This window comes from Pontibacter populi, assembly GCF_019336435.1.
In the GTDB taxonomy this organism is placed as follows: Bacteria; Bacteroidota; Bacteroidia; order Cytophagales; family Hymenobacteraceae; genus Pontibacter; species Pontibacter humidus.
In genome coordinates, this window is the sequence record NZ_JAHWXQ010000003.1 from 238,097 (window position 1) to 262,241 (window position 24,145).

Sequence of the window (24,145 nt, forward strand, 5' to 3'; positions counted from 1 at the left end):
TACCGTATATCCAACCACCCCTGCCCCTCCTTGTCTAAGGAGGGGAGCTTTTCCGTTATTGCTATAGTTAAGGTTATCGTTCTATAGTTGCAGTTTTAACCCACCCCTACCCCTCCCAAGAGGGGAGTTTCTGCCATTACCAAGCTACAACAAACTATGGTGCTATAGTTACAGTCCACGAGCAGGGCAGGTTTACCTGTCCTTTTGAAAATATATCCACGTTCAATCTCGAAGCGAGAAGTTCTAGACTATAGATGCTGGTTACTATGAGAAATGTATCAGTCTTTGGGTGGAGCGCCTTTGCTTTGTTGCGGTGCCCCCAGGCAATCCGACGTAGGAGGATAGCAAGAAAGCAGCAGTGCGATGCCCAAAGACGGGGCCTCCCGGCCATGAGGGCACCAAAGTTAGATTGAAACGATAAGCACCTAGAGCTCCCAGGATTGGAAGAAGCTTGAAAAGAAGGCTTGGTTCGAGTTGCAAGAGACTTCAACTATAAGCTGAGATAGATTTCTCACTTTGTTCGAAATGACATAAGAGAAACTATAAGATGATTAAGTGTCCTCAATGCTACATTAGCTCTCTTCAACCAGCCTCTCGAAATGCTTGAAATGACAAAGCGAAAAATTAAAAAATTAGAAGGTCTATCCCAGCAATGGAGAGGATATAAAAGTAAAAAGGCAGCGATTTCCGCTGCCTTTTTAAACGATATTATTAAACCTTAATTATTATACTGCTCATTATAACCTGAGCTTCCCTGACCGCTGGAAGCAGGAAAGGTTTGTGCTTCTTTCGGAACACCCATTTTCTCCTCGCGGCGCTGCTGGTACTGTGAGAACTGTAAAGGTGTTAATATATCTTTTATCCTCGAAAGCCTGGTTTCAGTAATGATCTCCATTTCAGAAGCTACTTTCTTAGGATCGTTTTTATGCTTTTTAAATACTTTATCGGCCTCCTTCATACTGACAAGGTTTATTTCGGACACTTTTTTTGTTTGCTCAGGTGTTAAACGCAGGTTCTTGGCCATGCCAGCGGTAATGTCGGCGGCGCGCTGCTCTACCGTTTTGGGTGCCGATTGTGCAGGAGCTTTCTGGCCTTGTGCAAATGCGGTTATGGTTGCGAAAACAAATACAGCTGCTAAAAGTGCTTTTCTCATATCTCTGTTAAATTATCTCGGTTATAGTCTAAGCAAGAATTGTTCCGGTTACTTGCAGGCCTTCAAAACAAGCGTAGCCAAACTATAGTTTCTGGTTTACTTACGATTCGCTGTAGAAGAATACTTTGTAGAAGTGCATGCCGCGCTCTTCATCATAGCCACGCTCTACATATTGCTCGCTTTGTTCCGGGTTATAACCGCTAAATTTGATCTCGATCTGCGTATCGAGTTTAATAAAGTTGCGGAACTTGCGCTTCATATTACGTACAGTGCTCTTATTTATTGTAAAACCCTGTATATCTTCCAGGTTCCGCTCCTCAGCAAAGTTCTGGCTATAGTTCTTAAAACGTTCTGCCGACTCCGGTTCGTCAATTACACTGCTGGTGAAATCTTCCAGGTCAAAAGTCTCGTTCTTCGAGAAATAATCTACGGAACGGGATATAAACTCAATCTGGTCCTTTTTGCTTTCACTCTTGGCAAACACCTCTTCCGAGAAATCCTTACACATGTTCAGGACCGTTCTCGTCGAGAAGTTGGTGTCTTTCAGTTCATCCACATGCAGGAAATCGTCTTTCCAGAACTGGGCATCTGTGCTGTTGGCATCCACCATTTTTACGCGGTAACCATCTTCAGCTTCCGTGTTATAAATCATGCAGCCTTTGTCTACGCCTTTCAGGTTTACACCGGCATGGTAATCGATGCTCAGGTCGTCATGGCTGTCTTTAAAGGTAAGGAACGTGTCTTTGTTCTCGGATTTAAAGATACCGATGGCGTCAACTTCCTCGTCGTTTATAATGCAGCCTTTAAAATAAGCTACGTATAGTTCGCCACTCTTTACTTTAGGGTGATCTGACTGCTCGTACAGGTGATTCAGGATATGAACAGAATATGTATGGAACTTGGCGGGCTCGTTAAAGATAAGCGTAGCATAGGCAAACATCTCGTTCAGGGCCAGGTCGGAGGTGTGCGTAAACCTGAAAAACTCTTCCTGCTTAAACGGCGAAATAAAGTAGCGTAACAACAGTTCGTTTAGTTCTCCATCATTCAGGTCAACCAGGTCCTGCGAGGCTACTACACCTTCTTCTTTCGACTTATTTCCAACTCTGTGCACAGCTAAACGCTGTAATCTTACCTGTATCTTCTCGCTCATGTATGCTTTTGTATGCTAACGGACCGCAAAGGTATTATTAATTGCTGATTGTTGAATTGTAGATTGTAAGTTCAAAGGTACATCTCATCGTTTTTCTGAAAAGTACATCCTCCCTATAGTTGATCGCATATCAAACTTTTGGGCGTGCCGGCATGGCCGTCGGGCTCTCGCGGCTCGCTCTATAGTTTGTGCCCACCTATAGGAGCTCAAACAACCGCTCCATCCCTCACGCAAACTATAGTTTAGCAACTCGCTCAAACTATGGTTACCATACTGAGAATTGAATGATGAATTCGCTATCCATTGTTTTACAGGTTGTTATGAATAATTCTTCATTCCTTATGAATCATTATTCCTTTTCTGGCATGGTTTTTACATAATGAGTTTCCAGAGCCGCGAAGCTTATCAAACTACAGAATTTTAACTTAAGGGGATCATGAAAAAGATATTTTTACTCATAGCCGTAGTGCTGGGCTTTGCGGCTACAAAAGTGAACGCACAACAAGCACAACCTATCCGTTTCGGGGTTCGGGTTGGTGCAAACTTATCAAACTGGCAGGGCGAAACTGTTAACAGTGCCCAGAACCTGATCGATCTGTCGGACGGGAATGTTAACCATAAGATGCGCGAAGGCGTGCACGCCGGTTTATACATGAGCATACCACTGGGTTCGGGTTTCGAGATCGAGCCGGGGCTGCAGTACTCTCAGAAAGGTACACGCTTAACAGGTAAACTGCCTTGGGTAGAAACCGAGTTCCTGAACGCCAACATGACTATCACCAACAAATCAGAATACATTGAACTGCCTGTACTGGCGAAACTATACGTGGCAGATGGTTTCCATATTTTTGCAGGACCGCAGGTGGCTTATCTTATATCAAACAAAGTACAGGCACAGGCCAGCGTACTTGGGTTTAATGCCTTTAACCGCGAATGGGATATGAAAAACGGTTTCCGGGAGATGGACTTTAGTGTGGTAGGTGGTGTTGGTTACAAATTCACAAACGGGCTTAACCTGAGCGCAGGTTACGATTACGGCCTGAATACCATAGATGAAAACGCAAACTTCGAAACCTACAACAGAACATTTAAAGCTTCAGTAGGTTATACCTTCTAGTGAGAGTTACTTATTTAGTGTTTTGGTGATTGCAACGGGCTGCTGAATTTCAGGAGCCCGTTGTGTTTAATACAAAAGGCCATTTTGCTATAGTTGCAAAATGGCCTTTTATAGTTACCGGAAGTCAATAGTTTTAATGGTGATGATGGTCGTTATCATTGGGTCTGCTGTTATAGTTGGCTATAGTTCCGAGAGTAAAGAACACCGCCCAGCAAATATATAACGCCGCAAAGTTATTGATACTTTTACCGATCAGGGCAAGTATGAGGTGCGCCAGCAGGGTCATTACCAGTCCAGTAGCAGCTACAAACTGATAAGAATTCATTTCACGCGGGTCGTATATCTTTGATAACTTCATTCAGTTTATAAATTTTTTCTCTGTAACAAGCCTGTTATAGTTTAGGTGCCATCTATACAGTGCTCCGCACAAAGATAACTAACAGGATTCGATTGATTAGCCCCTCCAGGCAATTGGTACCAATCGTTATTAGTCTGTGGGTCTTGTACGCAGATATCGTTTCCACCTCTAACTATAGTTGATTTATATTTCGGTTATTTATCTTTAGTTGTAAAATTATGTTAAGTAAACTTTACCAATAAGGAACAAGGCTACCAGCCAAGCGTATATAAGGTACAACATTTAGAAACTGATTATGGCAACTGAAGAAGAAAACATACAAAATACACCAAGTAGTGCTAAGAACGTAAACAGCGATTTCAACAAACGTGTTTCAATGGGCAACCACCCCGACCCGTCGGCAAAACGCAACATAGGACCGGATGGCCAAACAGAGCGTAGCGGGCAAAAAGATAAGCTGGAGAATATGCATATAAAAGGTAACGAAACAACAGGTTACGGTGCAAGCGATACCAGCAAGAGTGTAGAATACCTGGCACAGGGCCCTGGCTTTGAATTTGAAGGTAGTGATACTGCCATGAATGACGACCTGAATGGCATCAGGAGCAAAGACCAGCCGCTGGGGGAGACCAAGACTGAAGAAACAGACTCGGACAGAAGCAGAACCTAAAAAGAAACTAAAAACGGAGGCCAGAACAAAGGTCTCCGTTTTTAGTTTTATAAGTGGGGTAGCAACTATAAACTAAATAATTTAAGTTTGTTACACGCATTTAGCTTGAAACTAGAACCAACCCAACATGCCTGACCAGTCACCTTATACCCTGCACATCCGGAACATGGTGTGCCCGCGCTGCATTAAAGTGGTAACCGATGAGCTGGACAAACTCGCGCTACCTGTGCAGGAGGTTAAATTAGGGGAGGCAAAATTATCGCAGGAGCCCAGCCAGCAGGAATTGGAAAAGGTTAAAGAAGTACTGGCCGCGGAAGGTTTCGAATTACTGGAAGACCCTAAAGCTGAAATGGTAGAGAAAGTTAAGATAGCTGTTATTAACCTGCTGCGTAGCGGCAAAGTGGAAGAGCTGCATGTTAACTTATCTGATTATTTATCTGAGCAACTGGGCAGAGATTATAACACGCTCAGTGCTTTGTTCTCGGCTGCCGAAGGGGTAACTATAGCCAGGTATATGGTGTTGCAGAAAATTGAGATGGCAAAAGAACTGCTCGATTATAATGAATTAAGCCTGAGCCAGATCGCTGATAAATTAGGTTATAGCAGCGTTGCACATCTGTCTAATCAGTTTAAGCAGATCACCAGCCTGACGCCTTCAGCTTACAAAAACAGCACTTCTGTAGCCCGTAAGCCGCTGGATCAGTTACAATAAGCCAAACTATAAATGAACTATAAAAAAGAAGCCCCGGCGATGTTATATGCCGGGGCTTCTTTTTTATAGTTTATTAAGAACAGATAAATTCTTCTTTTATAAAACTGAGTATTTCAGGTGAAAGTGGTTTAGAGAAAAAGTCTTTAACCTCTTTCAGGCTTTTTGCCGAGATGATATCTTTCCTGTCTACTGCCGAGGAGAGCATGAACAGGCAGCAGTTTTTCGTGATCTCCTCCGGAATCTGTCTGTATTCTTCTATAAAACTCCAGCCATCCATGCCAGGCATGTTTATGTCCAGGAAAATAAGATCGGGGAATGCTTCAGGTTGCTGTAAGGCAGTATTTTTCAGGTATTCGAGCGCATTTTCAGCCCATTCAAAACTACAAACTTCTTCCGCAAACTTCTCATTTTTGATGATGCTCTCACACACAAAGTTGTTAATCTGATCATCATCAATCAGTATTACCTTTTTCAATGTATTCATTTACTACACTACTCTTTAAAAAGTAAACACGAAAAGTGGTGCCTACTCCAACGTTACTTTCAACTTCAACTTTTCCGCCAAGCAACTCCGCTTGGCTCTTAACAAGATGTAAGCCAAGGCCTTTGCCAGCAATATTCGGGTGAAATCTCTTATACAGCCCAAAAACCTTGCCTTTTTCTTTGCTAAGGTCAATTCCGAGGCCATTATCGCTGACTTGCAGACAAATATAGTCATCCACAGCAGAAGTTTTAAGATTTATCTGCAGTTTTTTGGTTCTATCCCGGTATTTTATGGCATTAGACACCAGGTTATGTATAATGCTTTTAAGATAACTCCTGATGGTAACTATAGCCGGCTTGGCTGTAAAATCATGCGTCAGAGTTGCTTCAGCTTCTGTTATTTCGTCTGATAAACTCTCGGTTACATGCTGAAAGATTTCTTCGAAGTAGACTTCTTCCTCTGCATCGTGCTGGTCGTTGCGCATGGCGAGCAGTTCGTTCAGGTCACGGATGGTGCTATCAAGTAACCTGGCTGACCGGAACATGTTGTCGATAACGCGCTGGTTGATAGGTGCCTCAGGGTTTGTCCGGTCATAAATAGAGCTAAGGCCAAGCAGGTTAGCAATGGGCGCGCGCAGGTTATGCGACACAATGTAGGCGAACTGCTGCAGGTTCTGGTTCTGTAGCTGTAATTTCTCTGTTAGTTGTGCCTGCTTTGCTTCTGCCAGTTTACCTGCTGTTATATCCGCTACGGAACTATCCAAACGAATTACCTTTCCATCGGCGTTCAGCATCGGAGACGAACGAAGCATCATCCAGCGGATTTCACCTGAACGGGTTATAATCCTGAATTCCTGTTCAAATTTATGCCCCTGCAAGGCTTCATTTTCAAATTTTTCTTTGAGTAAGGGTATGTCTTCTTTAACAATGATCTTCGGCCAGAGTTCATCACTGATGAATTCATCCTCGGTATAGCCTGTCAGTTCGAAGCATTGCGGGCTTATATACAAGATGTTAGAATTTGTGTCTGCTGATAAGATGATCTCCGGGATGTTTTCTATAGTTGACTGAAAGCGGTTCTTGGCTTCTGTTATTTCGTGTTCGCGCTCTTTTTGCTCTGTAATGTCCTGCGTGGTACCAACCACTTTAATTACTTTTCCCTCCATATCCATCACAGGCTCCATAATGTGATACAGATATTTCTGATTGCCATTCTGTAGCAGGATGCGATGCTCCATATGTACCGTTTCTTTTGAATCTACGACACGCTGATATTCCTGAAGGGCAAATTCCTGATCATCCGGGTGAAAATAGGAGGTTATATTATGGAAAGTTGGGGTAAAGTCTTCCGGCAGCTCATATATCGTATAAGTATTCTGCGACAGTTTAAGCTGGTTACGCTCCAGATCATACTCCCAACTACCAACTTTTGCCAGCGACTGAGACCGTACCAGCTGCGCCTCGTTCTCTTTAATAGCTTTTACAATATTGCGCTGCTCCGAAATGTCGTTAATACTTAAAGCAACCGCTATCGTATCGTTAAATTTAGTAAATACCGGTCGATAGGAAATTTCGAACCACAAATTTCCGCGGCCTGTTTCATAGCTTACCGTATTACCCCGCAACGCTTTCTGAAGATCTTGTATGAGATCCTGCTGCTGATCTTCTGCTGTGAAATCCAGTATACTTTGTCCCTCTTTTAACTCCTTAACCTGCAGTCTTTTTACTTCTTCTGCTGCTACTTTATTGAACGATAGAATTTTGAGATCTTTATCGAGCAGGTAGATAGCCTGCGGCGAGCTGTTAAGCAACGCTGTAAGGTTTGCTTCGCTCTGTATAAGGTGCTGCTGCGCTTCTTTCTGGGTAGTAATATCTATCAGTGTTCCGTTGTAAAGTACAGTACCATCCTCTTTTTGTGTTGGCAAACTATGGCCCCGGATCCAGATCCATTTTTCTTCAGGTGGGCTCCACATTCTCAACTCCACTAACCATGGCGTAAGCGTTCTGACAGACTCCCGGATACTTTCCCAGATGTATTCCAGTTCGTCCGGGTGTGCGGCCTCGAAAAGCAAATGCGGATTCTGGTAAATGTCTTCAGATGTAACACCGTAGAGCTGTAGCAAGCTGCCACTGATAAACGGGAAAGAGAAATTCATTTCCTTATCTACCTGGAACTGGTAAACAGCCCCCGGAACACTTGAACTGATTTCGAGAAGCTGCTTTTCGCGTCGCTCCAGGTTCGAGATCGCTTTTACCCTGTCATCAATATTAATGGCTACAACTATCTTTGGCTTAAAGTTACCCTGTGGTGGAAGACCATGGGTTTTTATATCAACAAAAAACACGCTGCCGTCTTTCCGGACGTGTTTCCAATTGCTAGGGATTCTATAATTTTCGTTAAATAAAGGTAGTAAATTTACCAGGTCTGCTACCTGGTCTTCAGGCTGCAGGTCCATTATGGTCAGGTTCAGAAATTCGGCGCGGGTATACCCATATTCTTCCAGGGCTGCCTGGTTCACTTCCAGTATACGCCTGGTATCGTAATCAAAAACCCACATCGGAATCGCGATATTCCGGAACAACGATCTGTAAAGTGCCTGGCTTTCGTTAAGTGCATTTTTCAGTTGTTGCCTTTCACGCTTTTCAGTGCTTAGAATGGCATCGCTAAAGCGCAACTGATTAAAGGCTTTCCGGATAAAGATGGCGGCAAAAGCGGTAACCAGCAGCGATGCCAGCAAAAGCATGTTATAGTTGCGGATGGTACTGTCTATTGTCTGAAGGGCATCGGTACCACGTTTGCGGGTATTGGTACTTATGGTATCCCCCAATTCGTTCAGGAATTTCTGCTGGCGGTGGTAGGCCGGTGTCAGTATAAGTTCTTCATACGATTGGTCCTGCCGGCCTTTACGACTCAGTTCAATAAGGTTGTCCAGCATGCCGGCGTACTGGTTCCTTTTGTCCACGTATTGCTGTAACAGTTGTTTCCGGCTTGCTACTATTATAAGTTCCTCAAGTTTAACCAGGTCATTATTTATGGCCTCATTTGCCTGTTGTATCTTGTATTCCAGCCTTGCCATAGTTGCTGCATCAGTAGAATTGATGTGCTTTATGGCCGTGTTGTAAACAAAGTCTTCTTTGTTGTGCAGGTCACTTATAAGCTCCAGCCTGTAAAGCGAATCAGAAACCATTTGGTTATAGTTTTCCTGCACTTCACGGGCTGTCAGGTACGAGTAGACGCTGATGGTAAGCAACGCAACAGCCAACACGGCGAACGCAATAGCGGCATAACGTGTGGTAATCTTTTGTCTGCTATAGTGGTGTTCGTCCTGGCTGCTGTTCATTACCTGTTTGGGTAGCGGTTCTTAGATTGTTTTGAGGATCAGCTTAGCGAAATATAAGCCTTGATCTGATCTGTAAGTAGGTTAAGATAAGCATACTTTAAATCAGCAGCGTATGTTGGCTTTATGTTTAAACATTAAGATGAAAGGATTTAGTAATACTCATGTCAGGATGCAAATCAGATAAGTCCTAAATATAATAGCTGTTTGCTAATATTCCAGCTTTTGTTTAGCAGCGCCAGAAAAAAAAGTTATAAATCGGCTTATCTGAAAATCTGTAAATGATAAAAACAAATCTGTAACAGCAGGCGGGCAGTGCGGTTGTATCTTTGTAGTGTTATAAAAAGAAGAACGAGATGGCAACACTTACACATAATACATATGAAAAGGCTACTTACCCGGTAGAGGGTATGACCTGTGCGTCCTGCGCCTCGAGTATCGAGAGCATGCTGCGCGCCCGAGAAGGCGTAGCGGAAGCCAACGTGAACTTTGCCGGCAAAAGTGTGCAGGTTTCTTATGAACCAACTATAGTTAACCCCAACCAGTTACGCGAAACAGTAAAGGAAATTGGCTTTGATATACTGATAGAAACCCAGACGCAGGAACAACTTGAAGAGCGCGAAGCAAAAGCTATCCGGGACCTGAAACTGAAAACTATAGTTGCCGGCATACTTGCCCTTCCTGTTTTTATCCTGGGTATGTTCTTTCACGATACGTTTGCCTGGGGCAACTGGGCCATGCTGCTTTTAACAGCTCCAATTTTGTTATGGGCTGGTCAGCGGTTCTTTACCGGTGCATGGGCACAGGCTAAACATGGCCGCGCCAACATGGATACACTGGTGGCGCTCAGTACCGGTATTGCTTTTGTATTCAGTGTTTTCAATACCGTCTATCCTGAGTTCTTCCTGAGCCGTGGCCTGATGCCGCACGTGTATTTTGAGGCCGTAGCCGTTATTATTGCTTTTATTCTGCTTGGTAAATACCTGGAAGAAGGGGCCAAGAACCGAAGCTCTGCAGCTATTAAAAAGCTGATGGGCCTGCAGCCCAAAACGGTGCGCATACTACGCGATGGAACAGAACTGGAAATAAAAATTGAAGAAGTACAGGTAGGAGACAGGGTAATTCTGCTGCCCGGCGACCGTGTGCCGGTAGATGGCCAGGTTGCTGCCGGAACGACTTATTTAGACGAAAGCATGCTAAGCGGCGAGCCGTTGCCGGTGCAGAAACAGGCAGGCGATAAAGTGTTTGCCGGAACCATAAACCAGAAAGGCAGTGTGCAGTTGATAGCGGAGAAAACCGGCGGCGAAACCATGCTGGCCCACATCATCAGAATGGTGCAGGAAGCGCAGGGTAGTAAAGCACCAGTACAGAAACTGGTGGATAAAATTGCCGGTATATTTGTGCCTGTAGTGCTGGGCATTGCGTTGCTTACTTTATTATCCTGGGTCGTATTTGGCGGACAGGCTTACCTGACGGAAGGATTCCTGTCGATGATATCAGTGCTGGTGATTGCCTGCCCGTGTGCGCTTGGCTTAGCAACTCCGACAGCTATTATGGTTGGTGTGGGGCGCGGAGCTGAAAACGGTATCCTTATAAAAGATGCGGAAAGCCTGGAACGTGCCCATGAAGTAAACGCTGTGATCTTGGATAAGACCGGAACTATAACCCTGGGTAAACCAACTGTTACGGATGTGGTATGGGCAAATGAGGTACAGCAACCGAAGCAGTTAGAGCAGTACTTTTACTCTATGGAAGCCCAGTCGGAGCACCCGATAGCACAGGCGGTTTATAGTTACTACAAAGAAGCCGGTGCCCAGGTACAGCAACCAGACCATTTCAACAGCCTGACAGGTATGGGCGTAGAAGCTGACTTTAATGGAGTTAGGTATTATGCAGGTAACTATAAACTGCTGCAGCAACAGGGGGTAACTATCCCCGAAGAACTGGCCCAGCAAACTATAAAACTGCAGGAGGATGCCAAAACTGTGATCTATTTTGCAGATGCACAGCAGGCACTGGCTGTATTTGCCGTATCAGACCCGATAAAGGAAACGGCTGCCCAGGGAATAAAAGCAATGCAGGAGGCCGGAATAGAAGTGTATATGCTGACAGGTGATAACAAGCAGACCGCCGCAGCCGTTGCGCGACAAGTGGGCATCACTAACTATAAAGCAGAGCTAATGCCACAGGATAAAGCAGATTTTGTGAAGCAGCTGCATGCCGAAGGCAAACACGTGGCCATGGTGGGAGACGGCATAAACGACGCACAGGCGCTGGCTACTGCTGACATCAGCATTGCTATGGGACAGGGCACTGACATTGCGATGGATGTAGCCGGCATTACACTGATGCGATCTGAACTGACACAAGTAGCAGCAGCCATTAAATTATCCAGGGAAACCGTTAAAACGATACGTCAGAACCTGTTCTGGGCCTTTTTCTATAATGTGATCTGTATTCCGGTGGCGGCTGGCTTGTTGTTTCCGTTCACAGGTTTCCTGCTTAGCCCGATGATCGCGGGAGCGGCCATGGCCTTTAGTTCAGTGTCGGTGGTGGCAAATAGTTTACGTTTAAGAACAGTTAAATTAAAATAAGTGATCAGTTAAATAATTATGTTAAATATGAAGACCTATAAATTCAAAACCAATATCAACTGTGGGAGCTGCATTAAAGCGGTAACACCACACATGAACAAACTGGAAGGTATAAGCTGGGAAGTAGATACTGACAATCCGGACAAGATCCTGGAAGTGAAATCTGAAACCCTGGAAGCCTCAGATATTAAAAATACAGTAGAGAAAGCCGGATTTAAAGCCGAGCAACTATAAACGATAGCAACTATATAAAAGAAAGGCTGATCAGGAATGATCAGCCTTTTGTGTTGTAAGGGGAGTGGTTTATTTTTTGCACCCGGCCCGGCATAATAGCATACAGGAACATAATTACGCCGATCAAAAGTAAGCCTAATGCTTCGCGGGCTTCTTCAATATTCTTTATGTCGCCACCGCCAACTTCCAGGCCTTCGTACTTTTCGGGCCACATGTAAAAGGCACCCAATAAGCAGGTTACAGTAGTTATCGCTAACACCAGAACAGGCACTTTGCCAAATGCTGCCAGTATAGTTATAGCAGCCGCGTATAAATAAATCAGTATCCAGACAGTAGCATCCGGGTCGTTGTACTGCATGGCAGCAAAGCTGATGAATACTAATCCGAGTATAATTCCGATGATCTTCCTGAGCATAGTATAGCTATAGTTTAAACTATATAGTTATACTTGAATCTATAGCAAAGGTTATAGTTCCGGAAAGCAAAAGGGCAGCTTTATGCTGCCCTTTCTTTAGTCTATAGGAAGTTCCAGGCTTACCACGCCCATTCCGGGCAAATGACCCTGCGGGTATTGCGAAGTTTGAAACCCAGCACCACTTCGTGGCTCCCGGCGTGTCCCGTTCCTAACGGTGACGTACTCGCATCATATGAGTAAGCCAGGTCGAAAAGGTGACTGATGTTCATACCAGCCATGGCTGCAACCGATTCGTTATGGCGGTACGTTAGGCCTGCCCAGAGCCTGTTGGCATACATTACTTTGGCTGATGCATCAAACGAAACAGGGCTTGGCTGTGCCATTTTCACCATAACAGAAGGGATAACTGCCAGGTCTGGTGTCATATCAATTCTGTAACCGGCAGTGGCGAAGTAATGCTGCTGTAATCTTCCTTCTTTGTCTTCAGGAGTTGTACTATCGTTTATGTATTTACGCTTACTGGGTACCAGTTGCGAGCCTGAGGCGCCTACATAAAAGTTGTACGAGTACAGCCATAGGCCCATGTTCAGGTCAAACTTCATTTCGTTTACACGACCGTCATAAATAGCAGGGTCATTGCCTTGGGCAGTCGTTACAGTTCCCGGATCCAAGCTGTACTGAATAATTCCCGGAGCCACACCAGCCGCTATCCGCAAAGACTTAGTGAGTGGCTGGTGGTAAGCATAGCTCATACTGAAACTGCCACGCTTCAACGGACCTGTTTTTGTGCTGCTTGCCATTGCGCCAATGCCATGATGCGGACGGATACGCTTGTACTTGCTTGGCTTTTTGGTGCTGGCTTCTTTTGCGTTCGTTCCGAGGCGGCTGCCCCTGTACGAACTACTCATATCCTTGTTAAGGGGCATATGAAACGAGGCATAATACGTTTGAGGCGCACCTTCCAGGCCAGACCATTGCTGCCTTGTTCCCAGTTTCAGATCGGCATAGTCTTCTATACCGGAAATGGCCGGGTTAAGCAGGTAGTTGTTGGTAGAGTACTGCGTGTACTGTGGTCTTTGCTGTGCCATTACCTGGCCGGCAAAAAGTAACACAAATCCTAAGGCTAAAAGTCTTTGCATATACGTTATTTAACGATTGTTATACTTCCTGTTAATGGTTTCTCGCTTGGCTCCAGCTGTATCACATAATAGTAGGTAGCCAGTGGCAATTCCTGCCCGTTGTAGCGCCCGTCCCAAGGTGCCTGGTATCCGTTCGACTGGAACACCATAGTGCCCCACTGGTTGAAAACCTGTACTTTACAGTTCGGGTATTTCTTGAGGTTGGCAATTTCCCAGGTATCGTTAATGCCGTCGCGGTTCGGCGTAAAGGTGTTTGGTATCTCTACAAAAGGCAGCACCGTTACCGTTACCTCATCCGTGAAAGTACAGCCACCAGCCGTCGTTATAGTTACGATGTAAGTTGTTGTCTTTTCTGGCGTTGCCACCGGGTTTGCTATGTTCGGGTTATTCAGGCTTGCTGCCGGAGACCAACTATAGCTATCGCCGCCGCTTGCCTCCAGTGTTATGCTTCTGCCTTTAATGATGGTCCTGTCGGGTCCTGCATCTGCCGAAGGTTCCATAACGGTTACCTTAACCGGGGTGCGGTCGCTGGCACACGATGACGTGACTTCCTGCACATAGTAAGTAGTAGTATGTGTTAAAACCGGCGTAGTAAAAGTATTACCTACTGCCAGTACCTCACCTGAGCTTGCCGATGCATACCATTCCAGACGGCCTTCCTTGCCGGTTGCTTTCAGCGTAACACTGCTGCCGGAACAGGTGATAACACTTTGGGCTACCGGTGCCAATGGCTGTGCATTTATGCTGACTACAACCACGTTACTCACCAGCCCGTCGCACGACTCCGAAGTCACAATTCTGCGGAACCATGTTTTTTGGGTCAGCGGCATCGGATTATAGTTCTGGCCGTTGTTGGCGCCCGGTGCGGTGGTAAATCCTTTGTCTGCACTTTCGGTACTGTATTCCCACAGGTAAGTATAGCTGCCGCTGCCACCTGCTGGCGTAGAGCCCGTTAACGTTGAAGGTGCCGTTGCATAACAAATTGTCTGGTTCGTGCTGATCTTGTTGTTGCTCATCGCTGGCTTCACTGTGATCATTACTTCCTGGCTGTTATCTGTTCGTGGTCCTGAAATAACAACTCTGCGGAACCAGGTATCCTGCGTTAGCGCTGGCGGTGCATAATCTATCCCATTACTGGTACCTTTTGCAGATACCCAGGTAGTGCCTGCATCACTTGTTTTGTACTGCCACTGGTAAATGTAATCTCCTTCGCCACCTTCCGGGGTTGATCCTTTCAGCGGTTTTGGTGTGTTGCCATAGCAGATCACCTGGTCGGCCTGGATGTTGTTGTTCGAGATGCCTAACGTGATCGTGATCTTCACAGGGTTCGAGATACTTTCGCAACCACCAGAGTAAACACGTCTTCTGTACCAGGTATCAGCATTCAGTACTCCCGGTGAATAATTTCTGCCATCATTCAGACCAGTTGCAGTTGTATAGTTGTTTCCGTTGGTGCTTACTTCCCACAGGTAGGTGTATGTGTTATCACCGCCAGCTGGTAAGGAGCCAGTTAGCGGGGAAGGACGCTGACCCGCATAGATCGTCTGGTCTATCGTTATCGTGTTCTTCGTGATTTGAGGAGATACGGTCACCTTCACAACATTAGACACATGCGAGCAAGCTCCTGAAGTAACCACTCTTCTGAAATAAGTTGTAGTGGATAGTACGCCAGGCTGATAGTTTACACCTTTGCCATTTGAAGTGATAGGAGCAAAGGCTGCCGGTGTGTTTGAGGTAGCAGATTGCCACTCATAACTATAGATACCATCACCACCTGTCGGAGCAGAGCCTTTCAGTAGTGCAGGAGCAGAGCCAACGCAAACCATTTGCTCTTCGGTTATCGTGTTTTCAGAGATAACCGGATTAACATTGATCTTAACCGCTGCAGAAAGATCGAAACATTTGCCTGACGTTACTTTGCGACGGAACCAGGCTGACTCCGTTAACGCTGTCGGCTGATACGATTGATTGCTGTTCACGCCCGGAGCAGTTGTATAGTTTACACCATCGGTACTAACCTCCCATAGATAAGTAAAGGCACTGATGCCGCCTGCGTGCTTGGAACCGTTAATAATGCCTGGCTTCGAACCTGCACAAACTATAGTTTCTGTTGGAGTTATCGTATTGGCAACTATAGCCGGATGAACTATAACCTGAATAGCTGCACTCTCGATTTGCGTGCAAGGACCAGAGATTACAGTACGCTTATACCACGTAGTTTTAGTCAGTTTGCCTGGCTGGAAGTCCTTCACATCGCTGTTCGGGATTTCTGTAAACAGTGTACCGTTCTCGCTGAAAGACCAGCTATAGGTATAAGCACCATCACCACCAGTCGGGGCAGAGCCAGTCAGCAGTTTAGGAGTTTCGCCTTCGCAGATAGCTTCTGCTATAGTTAGGGTATTGTTCTCCAACACTGGCAGTACAGCTACTTTTACTGCTTCACTCACGTTTTCGGCACAAGGACCAGAGATGGCTACACGGCGGAACCACGTAGTTTTAGTGAGTGCAGTTGGCTGATAAGTTTCTGAAGTTGCGTTAACTATAGTTTTGAATTCAGCATCTACGCCTTCTGTTTTCTTCTCCCAGCGATACGTTATGCCCAATATGTTTCCACCTTCCGGACGTATTCCTGAAATCGCATCTGGTATCTGGCCGGCACAGATGACTTTGGTTGGAGCTATCAGGTTGTTGTTTTTGATGTTTTGGTTAACCGTAACGGTGACAGCTGTTCTTTCGGAGCTTCCGCAGCCATTGGCATTAACCGTCTCTACATAATAAGTAGTGGTAGCCGTTAGTGCCGGCGTTTCAAAGTTGCGACCACTATAAACCGGTGTTGTTGCATCTGCAGTAGTGTACCAGTTATAGTTTCCGGAAGCAGTAACAGCAAGCGTGGCTTTGGTATTTTCGCAGATGGTAACAGGAGCCACAGCAGGCGCTATCGGAAGCGGAACAACTGTAATTTCAATGGCCGGAGATACATCCACACACGTTCCGGATAACACTTCGCGTTTGTACCAGGTGGTAGTCGCTACTTGACCCGGCGTATAATTTGGCTCATTGTTTTTTCCTGCAGCAAGTGTATAAGCGCCGTCGGCTCCGGTGGTGCTCACTAACCAACGGTAGCTATAGTTTTCATCACCACCAGTTAGTTGGTTGCCGCTCAGCATAGTGGCTTCCGCCCCGAAACAGATCACCTGGTCTTTTGAAATGATGTTGTTCGCGATAACCGGGTTAACATGAATCTTGATTGTATTGCTGATGCTGGCACCGCATGGACCACCTTTTACTTCACGCTTAAACCAGGTCGTTTTGGTCAATGCGCCCACTGCATAGTTAATGCCGCTGTTCTGGCCTGTGGCTAATGTAAAGTTCTCGCCATCGGTACTCATATACCAGCGGTAACTATAGTTGCCATCTCCGTTTTCAGGCTGCCTTCCTTCCAGCACTTGCGGTATCGCATTCGCACAAACTGTTTGCTCACCAACTATCGTGTTTTTGGAGATTGGCTTATAGATCGTGATCTTAACTGGCTGGCTGATGTTAACCTGGCAAGTGCCGGACGTAACTTTTCGGCGGAACCAGGTTGTTTCTTCTATAGCTCCTGGCTTATAGTGCTGTTCGGTGTTTGTGCCTGTGGCTGCAGTATAAGTGCCGTTTTCGCCGTTGGTGCTCATTTCCCATAGGTAACTATAGGTTTTGGTTCCGCCTGCTGGTTCGCTGCCTTTCAACTGCGCAACTTCTGTACCGATGCAGTACGTCGCGTCTTCTGTTACTGTGTTGTTGGCAATAACAGGTGTTACACTTACTCTCACCGGCTCCGACACATGTGAACACACACCTGAAGTAGCCACTCTTCTGAACCAGGTTGGTACTGAAAGTGCACCCGGCTGGTAATTTTTTGCCGTAGCGCCCTCCACTTTGCTAAAACCTTCTGTGGCCGATACTGTGCTGATCTCCCAGTAATAACTATAGTTGCTGCCGCCACCAATAGGAGTGGAGCCTTCCAGTTTTGCAGGTGATTCTCCGGCACAGATCTCAGTTACTGCTTTTATAGTGTTGTCGCTGATAACATCCAGCACTGTTATAGTTGCTGCCGTTCTGGGGCTGATACAACCTTCGATTACCGCCTGCACATAGTATGTCTTGCTTTCATTTACAGCTGCAATACCAAATGACCTGCCCTGGTAAAGCATCGTGCCGCCTTCCGCCACATCAAACCACTGGTAAATAGTAGCATTGCCCTGCGCTACAAGCGTTGCACCACTTCCCGGTCCGCATAGCGTAACAGGAGCTACCGTTGGAGCAGGCGTTGCCGGACGAACCGTAACTTTTACTGCTGTGCGCACGCTGGTACAGCCGCCTTCTATAGTTGTCTCTACATAATAAGTAGTTGTTGCCTGTAAGGCTGGAGTTTCGAAAGTAGCGCCTTCGCCCAGCAGTTTTCCACCAGTTGCAGCATCGTACCAGGCCAGTTTACCAACCGGGTTTTGTACCTGCAGCGTTGTTCCGAAGCCCGGGCAAAGTATAGCGGGAGTTGCTACAACAGGAGCCTTTGGAAGTTCGTTTACGGTAACTGTTACCTGGTCTGAGGTAGCGCAACTGCCTTCTCCGAAACTATAGGTCAAGGTAAATGTACCCGCTTTGGATGGCGTGAACTTTCCGCTGGCAGTTACCAACTCCGAACCACTCCATTTACCGCCTGGCAGGTTAGCAGTTAAATTGAAGCTGCCGCTGTTCAGGCAAACTGTAACATCCTGGCCGGCATCTGCAACCGGGGCTTCGTTTACAGTTACCTGCATGGTGCTATAGTTGCTGCAGCCTTTCGGGTCGGTGTAGGTATAAGTTAAAGTATAGTTACCGGTTTGTGAGGGTGGTGTAAAGGTACCATCTGCTGTTACATGTTCACCGCTCCAGTTACCGCCAACCGGGCTACCCTGTAGCTTATTTACTACCGGTTTGTTACAAACTATAATATCTGCACCAGCACTAACAACAGGTAAGGGGTTTACTTTTATAGTTATTTGTTTAGATGTGCTGCAACCTGTGTTGTCATCAAAACCGGTTACCATGTAGGTTGTAGTTTGTGCCGGAGTTGCTGTTACGCTGGCACCTGTAGTAGCACTAAGGCCTATAGCAGGAGACCATTCGTAACGATCGGCACCCGTTGCTGTCAGTATCGCCTGCCCCTGGCCAACACAAATCTCGGTCACATCAGCTTTCACTTCTACTTTTGGCGGTTCGTTAACTATAACTGTAACAGAAGTTGTGCTGCTGCAACCGGTAGCGCTGTTTTTGCCAGTTATGGTATAGGTTGTAGTTTTGGTAGGTTTGGCTGTAACAGTATTGCCAGTTGTGGTGCTTAAGCCATCAGCAGGCGTCCAGGTATAAGTATCGGCACCGCTTACAGTTATAGTTGTGCTTCCACCAAGGCACATATTTGGCGTTGCAGCTATAGCCTTTAACTCAGGTAATGCATCAATTCTGACCTGCTGCGTAGCTGGCTCCGATTCACCACACTCATTTAGTGCTACCACGCTAACAGTGTATATACCGGCTTCAGTAAATTTTATAGTTGGGTTAGCGGATGTACTGGTGCCAGAGGTAAATTCTGTAGTATTGTTACCAGACACGGTCCATCTATAGCCTGTTATAGCGCCCGATTTAGCATCGTAAGTTGGTTTGTGTGCAGCATTATCTGTTGTAAACGCTATCGTCTGCGGACCGCAATACACGGCATTTGCAGGTAGCTTAACAACAGGTTTACTACGTATAGTTATCTTTTCTTCTTTTACACTTGCTGGCGCGCATTTGTTGGTAGCGGTCAGTTTTATAGCGTAGTCCCCTGCATCTGTAAAGTTAAATTCAGGATGCTCAGATGTTGCCGATGAGCCTGATGCAAAGCCCCATCCTTTTGCCGGTGAAACTTCCCATTTGTAGCCTACACCATCTCCAGTAGAGGTATTCTGCGTTTTAAATGAAGTTGGCGTACAGTTGTCGGAGGAAGCTGGCTGTAAGGTGAAGTTTGCCTTTGGCGGCTCGCTGACCGTGATTTCCATTTCCTTCGAGCTCCGTGCGCAGGTTGTGTTCGGGTCTAAAGGCTTTACCACCAGTATAAGCTTATACTTGCCCGGCTTTGTAAACACAATTTTAGGACTCTTGGAGTTGGCTGTTCCCGAAACAAAATTCCAACCGGTTGCAGGCTCTATGCTCCACTCGCTCAGGTAATTTTCCGTATTGTTAGTAGCATCGTACCCGCTCTTGGTCAGGTTTTGCAGGTTTACAGGCTGGTTAATGCATAGCGACTCACCTCCGGCTATAGCAAAATCAGCTTCTGGGCCTTTGGAAATACGAATACCGGAGAAAGTGGCACGAGATGAGCTACATGGGTTTTTGGCAAAACCGGTTAATGTAAATCCAAATTCTGTGTCTTTCGATGACTCGTTGAAAGTGTGTTCGATGTAACGGTCAGCTGGCAGTTCATTGTGCTTGTAGGTTATAGCTGGTGTGCCGTCATCAAACTGGAACGTGTAAACCGTTTCAGGGGAGTTGCCCTCTACACCGGTAATTTTGAAGCGGTATGTTGCCGGCGCGCATTGCGTGTTGTTACCATCACTGGAAATACCCAGGCCAGGATTGCTGCCTACAAACATGCGTTTTACAGTGGTGGTGGTACAGCCGTTTTCTCCTGTAACAGTTAGTGTAATGTCATATCCGCCGGAAGCAGTGTAGGTGTGGGAAGCTGTTTCGAAGTTTTTGCCATACGTATCGGTCTTGCCATCGCCCCAGTTAATCAGGTACTCTTTGTTGGTTTCCTTTGTAATAGAGGTATTCTGAATATTCAGGGTGAACTTGAAATTAGAAGTATTACCCGCATAGCTACAGTAGGTAAAATTCAGGTTTTCATATTCCGGATCAATGATGTTGGCATCTGGAGCGCCGGCTATAGTTATAGTTTCGGAAGTTGCCTCGCAACCGTCGGTTGTGGTTGTTTTAACCCAGTACGATCCGGGCTTGGTAATGCTAATGCTAGCGGTGGTTTCGCCGGTTGACCAGGTATAGGTTTTGGCTTCGGAGGATTGTAAAACAACGGCTGTTCCGCTGCAGAGAGAGGTACCATCAGGCGTGCTAATGACAGGTTTACAGTCCTGGGCAGCAGCACTGTTAAACCACATCCCCAAAAAAAGGACAAGGAAAGGCAACAGTCTGCCTTTAAAAAATGGCTGCATGGCTAAAATTTGTAAAGTTTATTACAGAAGCAGTTTTTTAATTGTATTAAAAGTTAAACAGAAAATGGAAGGTCATGCTTTCCATCTTGTTTGGTAGTTAAACAGGTACATCCGGTTGGTTTTGCTTTAACAGCATATCAAGGCTCCTGCCATCAATGTAACCCGTCTAATTTAGTCCAGGCTACAGTGTCGAACGAAATGAAATAATATAATCAGATCGTTTTTAAAGAATCAGTCGCAAATTGTAATTTAAAAAGTATTATAAAATATAAATCACGATGACAGGCTAACCAATTTTAAAAATAATTAGTTTAAATCACCTGCTTTTTTTTAGAAAGGTACCTGTTTAATACGATTATAACACATTTAGCCATTGAATTTTATGAAGTTAATCAGCACTTGTATTTTAATGACTCTCTGAATCTGGTTAAGTAAAGAATTTAAATATTTGTTATTTGTTGAACAAATCTAAGTTTGAATTGAAAATGTTTTTTGTAGTAAAACTATAGTTAGTTACAAATACACCTTTCTATTTGCTTCCAACTTCTGCAACCATACAGTCGCCTACACTTTATTTCTTCGCAAACTGGTTTTATCAAGGCCTTTCAGAAAAAAAATCTTTCACAATTGCATTTCAGGTTTTGCCCGTAATAGCCGGTAATTATATGGCTAAATGTGAAAAGTGCAATTAGTGGTGATGGGTAGAAATGTGCGTTAAACCCTATGTTATGGCCCAAAATGATGTGAAAAACTGCTATAATCCTTAATATATGTATATTTAGATATAGTAAGTTTTATCTATTAATCAATTTTAATTATTTAATAAATATAAAGAAAACACTAAACCATAAAGAAACTACACCCGTAATTTAGACTGCTTGGAGCAAGATGAGGAACCAGCTGGCAAAATACTGATCTCACTCCGGCACTAATTAGTTTATACAATTTTATCGTGTAAGTCTGAAACGTTCCGGAGAAGCCGGATTTGAAGTTGGAGCGCATGCAGCCAGTAACAAGTATGCAGAACATTACCCGATAAAATGACCAGAGTTTATATGGTTATAATTTTACAGCGTCTCAAAAATGAATAAATATCAGCATTATTACAGCTTCAATAGGATTATTCTGTTGATTCTGGATGTAGCCCTAATAGCCTTAGCATTTAATTTATCAAATCTCTTCAGATATGGAACAGTAGAGTTAGACCACCAGTACAGCATCTTCTTTGTGTTGTTTGCTCTTGTATGGTGGATCGTATCTGGTTTCTCTAATTTCGTATTCCGGATAGATGGTTTCCTGCCGATAGGCAAAAAGATGGCAAACCTGATTAATGCCTTTGTACTACACGCCTTTATTCTGGCAAGCTGTATCGTAATCTTTAACCTCGAAGAAATTTCACGACTTCTGCTGCTTTATACTTACCTGTCAACTGCGATGCTGATCGGTTTCAGCAGATTGTTGTTCACACAGTTAAGCCGTTACTTCACTAAATCAGACATGGCGTATTCCCGCTTTGTGGTTGTTGGTAGTGGCCAGGCAGCAATTAACCTGTATCATACATTCGGGAACGAAGAAAACCCGGGTACTAAATTTATGGGTTTCTTTGATGATGAAGTAGACAAAAATAATCCCTACGCTAACCTGGTAAAAGGCTCTGTAGAAGATCTGCAGGATTACTGCCTGCAGCACAGCATCGATGAGATTTACTATACCAAACCGTTGAATAACCGCGAGCAGGTTGATGAACTTACCTCTTTCTGCGACGATAACTTTGTATACTTCCGTATTGTGCCTGACTTTAGTGCCATCGTGCAGAAGGATGTAAACTTATACTTCTACCATAACATCCCGATGATCAGTGTGCGTAAGGAGCCACTAGAGCAGGTTACAAACCGTGCTATCAAACGTGTATTCGATATTGCCTTTTCAATGGCCGTTATCCTGCTGATCTTCCCGATTGTGCTGCCGATTATAGCACTCCTGATCAGAATGGAATCTAAAGGACCGATCTTCTTTAAGCAGTTGCGTCCGGGCAAAAAGAACCGCCTGTTTGTGTGCTACAAGTTCAGAACAATGTTTGTGAATAACCAGACAGAACTGCAGGCAACCAAAAACGATCCACGTATTACCAGAATCGGAGCTTTCCTTCGCAAAACCAATTTAGATGAACTACCGCAGTTCTTTAACGTACTGTTAGGCGACATGTCGGTAGTGGGGCCACGCCCGAACCTGGTATCGCAGCTGGATCATTATTCAAAAGTTATAACAAAGTACAAAATGCGCCACTTTGTAACGCCAGGCATTACCGGTTACGCACAGGTTAGCGGCTTCCGCGGCGAAACCAAAGAAGTGCATCTGATGGAGAAGCGTGTAGAGTATGATGTAAAATATATGGAGAACTGGAGTTTTATGATGGACATGAAAATTATTTTCCTGACCGTTTGGAATATGATAAAAGGCGAGAAAAATGCTTACTAATGATACCTATACCAAACCTGCCGTTACACCACCCTTACAATTAAAGCGCAGGTTACTTACCGCTGATATTACAGCGGGTTCTTTTAAAAGTTTTGTAGAGCAGGTGTTCTGGCTTAGTGAACACAAAAAGTCGAGTTATGTATGCTTTGCCAACGTACACATGCTGGTTGAAGCGTATAAAGACAAAGACTTTAACAACATACTTAATAATGCGGATGTGGCCTGCCCGGACGGCGGCCCCCTTTCCAAGCTTATGAAACTGCTCTATGGGCAGCAGCAGGACCGGGTAGCAGGTATGGACCTGTTACCTGCACTTCTGCAACAGGCCGCTGCCCGTGGCAAATCGGTATATTTCTATGGCTCTACCGATGAGGTACTGAAAGCTGTAGTTGAAACCGCTAAAGAGAAACACCCTGAATTAAAGATCGCCGGTTACTATTCGCCGCCTTTCAGGAAACTGACTGACATAGAAGATACAGCCATTGTAGACATGATAAATGCCACTGAGCCTGATCTGGTATTTGTAGCCCTGGGCTGCCCAAAACAGGAGCGCTGGATGGCGGATCATAAAGACAGGGTGAATGCCTGTATGCTCGGTGTAGGCCAAGCCTACATGACTTTTGCAGGATTAGAAAAACGTTTGCCTAAATGGGCGCGCGACATGTCGCTGGAGTGGGTTTACAGATTGGTTCAGGAGCCGAAACGTCTCTGGAAACGCTATCTGGTTACGAATAGTGTATTTGTGGCACTTGCTTTAAAATTGGTATTACAGCATAAAACGGGACTTAACCCCGGGCAGGAATCGATGAGCAGGTAAGATTTACAGACCTAAATATGTAAGATGAGATATGGCACTTACATAGAACATTATTATCGTTATAGAACTAATTATAGCCATTACCGGCGCTGCGTAGTTCGGTACTATACCAAACTGTGCCACTCCCGCCGAAATAACAGTGCCATTCTCTATCCAAAACAAATGTGTGTAGCCACCTGCATGCAATTTTATACCTCCAGAAAACACATGCCCCAAAGTGCTTTACCTGTCGAATCTGCAGCATGAAGAGAGGCTATTAAA

Annotated in this window: 15 protein-coding genes; 7 read left to right on the forward strand and 8 right to left on the reverse strand. The window is 45.1% G+C overall.

What is annotated here, in order from left to right; genetic code table 11:
* Positions 1-718: 718 nt before the first annotated feature.
* Positions 719-1,153, reverse strand: coding sequence for a hypothetical protein (locus tag KYK27_RS12850; RefSeq protein WP_199110449.1), 435 nt, complete (start codon positions 1,151-1,153; stop codon positions 719-721).
* A gap of 100 nt (positions 1,154-1,253) precedes the next feature.
* Positions 1,254-2,303 (reverse strand): nucleoid-associated protein, encoded by a 1,050-nt coding sequence (locus KYK27_RS12855; RefSeq protein WP_199110450.1) that lies wholly within the window; start codon positions 2,301-2,303, stop codon positions 1,254-1,256.
* Between the two features lie 436 nt (positions 2,304-2,739).
* On the opposite strand from KYK27_RS12855, the gene KYK27_RS12860 reads away from it, so the two are divergent.
* The gene (locus tag KYK27_RS12860) at positions 2,740-3,420 is read left to right on the forward strand and encodes a porin family protein (protein WP_199110451.1); all 681 of its coding nucleotides are present in this window, start codon (positions 2,740-2,742) and stop codon (positions 3,418-3,420) included.
* A gap of 133 nt (positions 3,421-3,553) precedes the next feature.
* Here KYK27_RS12860 and KYK27_RS12865 read toward each other — a convergent pair whose 3' ends face one another.
* Entirely contained in the window at positions 3,554-3,778 is a 225-nt protein-coding gene (locus tag KYK27_RS12865; RefSeq protein WP_199110452.1) for a hypothetical protein, read from the reverse strand.
* Between the two features lie 295 nt (positions 3,779-4,073).
* Between KYK27_RS12865 and KYK27_RS12870 the strand changes: the two genes are divergently transcribed.
* Positions 4,074-4,448 (forward strand): hypothetical protein, encoded by a 375-nt coding sequence (locus KYK27_RS12870; protein ID WP_199110453.1) that lies wholly within the window; start codon positions 4,074-4,076, stop codon positions 4,446-4,448.
* Between the two features lie 127 nt (positions 4,449-4,575).
* Positions 4,576-5,160: an AraC family transcriptional regulator gene (locus tag KYK27_RS12875; protein WP_199110454.1), complete on the forward strand. Its 585-nt coding sequence runs from the start codon at positions 4,576-4,578 to the stop codon at positions 5,158-5,160.
* A gap of 73 nt (positions 5,161-5,233) precedes the next feature.
* Here KYK27_RS12875 and KYK27_RS12880 read toward each other — a convergent pair whose 3' ends face one another.
* Together KYK27_RS12880 and KYK27_RS12885 are read right to left on the reverse strand one after the other, a co-directional pair.
* Positions 5,234-5,644 carry a two-component system response regulator gene (locus KYK27_RS12880; protein ID WP_199110455.1) on the reverse strand — a complete coding sequence of 137 codons (411 nt, stop codon included), beginning with the start codon at positions 5,642-5,644 and terminating at the stop codon, positions 5,234-5,236.
* Positions 5,613-8,984: a PAS domain S-box protein gene (locus KYK27_RS12885; RefSeq protein ID WP_199110456.1), complete on the reverse strand. Its 3,372-nt coding sequence runs from the start codon at positions 8,982-8,984 to the stop codon at positions 5,613-5,615. The genes KYK27_RS12880 and KYK27_RS12885 overlap by 32 nt, the downstream gene beginning before the upstream one ends.
* Before the next feature lie 353 nt (positions 8,985-9,337).
* On the opposite strand from KYK27_RS12885, the gene KYK27_RS12890 reads away from it, so the two are divergent.
* Together KYK27_RS12890 and KYK27_RS12895 are read left to right on the forward strand one after the other, a co-directional pair.
* Entirely contained in the window at positions 9,338-11,575 is a 2,238-nt protein-coding gene (locus KYK27_RS12890; protein WP_199110457.1) for a heavy metal translocating P-type ATPase, read from the forward strand.
* 27 nt (positions 11,576-11,602) lie between these two features.
* A complete protein-coding gene (locus tag KYK27_RS12895) occupies positions 11,603-11,809 on the forward strand; it encodes a heavy-metal-associated domain-containing protein (RefSeq protein ID WP_199110458.1) in 207 nt (68 codons plus the stop codon).
* 40 nt (positions 11,810-11,849) lie between these two features.
* Here KYK27_RS12895 and KYK27_RS12900 read toward each other — a convergent pair whose 3' ends face one another.
* The 3 genes from KYK27_RS12900 to KYK27_RS12910 all read right to left on the reverse strand — a co-directional run bounded on the left by KYK27_RS12900 (position 11,850) and on the right by KYK27_RS12910 (position 20,589).
* Positions 11,850-12,224: a transmembrane 220 family protein gene (locus KYK27_RS12900; RefSeq protein ID WP_199110459.1), complete on the reverse strand. Its 375-nt coding sequence runs from the start codon at positions 12,222-12,224 to the stop codon at positions 11,850-11,852.
* 119 nt (positions 12,225-12,343) lie between these two features.
* Positions 12,344-13,363: a type IX secretion system membrane protein PorP/SprF gene (locus tag KYK27_RS12905; RefSeq protein WP_199110460.1), complete on the reverse strand. Its 1,020-nt coding sequence runs from the start codon at positions 13,361-13,363 to the stop codon at positions 12,344-12,346.
* 5 nt (positions 13,364-13,368) lie between these two features.
* Positions 13,369-20,589, reverse strand: a complete 7,221-nt coding sequence (locus KYK27_RS12910) for a gliding motility-associated C-terminal domain-containing protein (protein WP_199110461.1) — start codon at positions 20,587-20,589, stop codon at positions 13,369-13,371.
* A 1,083-nt stretch (positions 20,590-21,672) separates the two neighbouring features.
* On the opposite strand from KYK27_RS12910, the gene KYK27_RS12915 reads away from it, so the two are divergent.
* Entirely contained in the window at positions 21,673-23,067 is a 1,395-nt protein-coding gene (locus tag KYK27_RS12915) for an undecaprenyl-phosphate glucose phosphotransferase (RefSeq protein WP_199110462.1), read from the forward strand.
* Entirely contained in the window at positions 23,057-23,884 is an 828-nt protein-coding gene (locus KYK27_RS12920) for a WecB/TagA/CpsF family glycosyltransferase (protein WP_199110463.1), read from the forward strand. The genes KYK27_RS12915 and KYK27_RS12920 overlap by 11 nt, the downstream gene beginning before the upstream one ends.
* Positions 23,885-24,145: the final 261 nt, after the last annotated feature.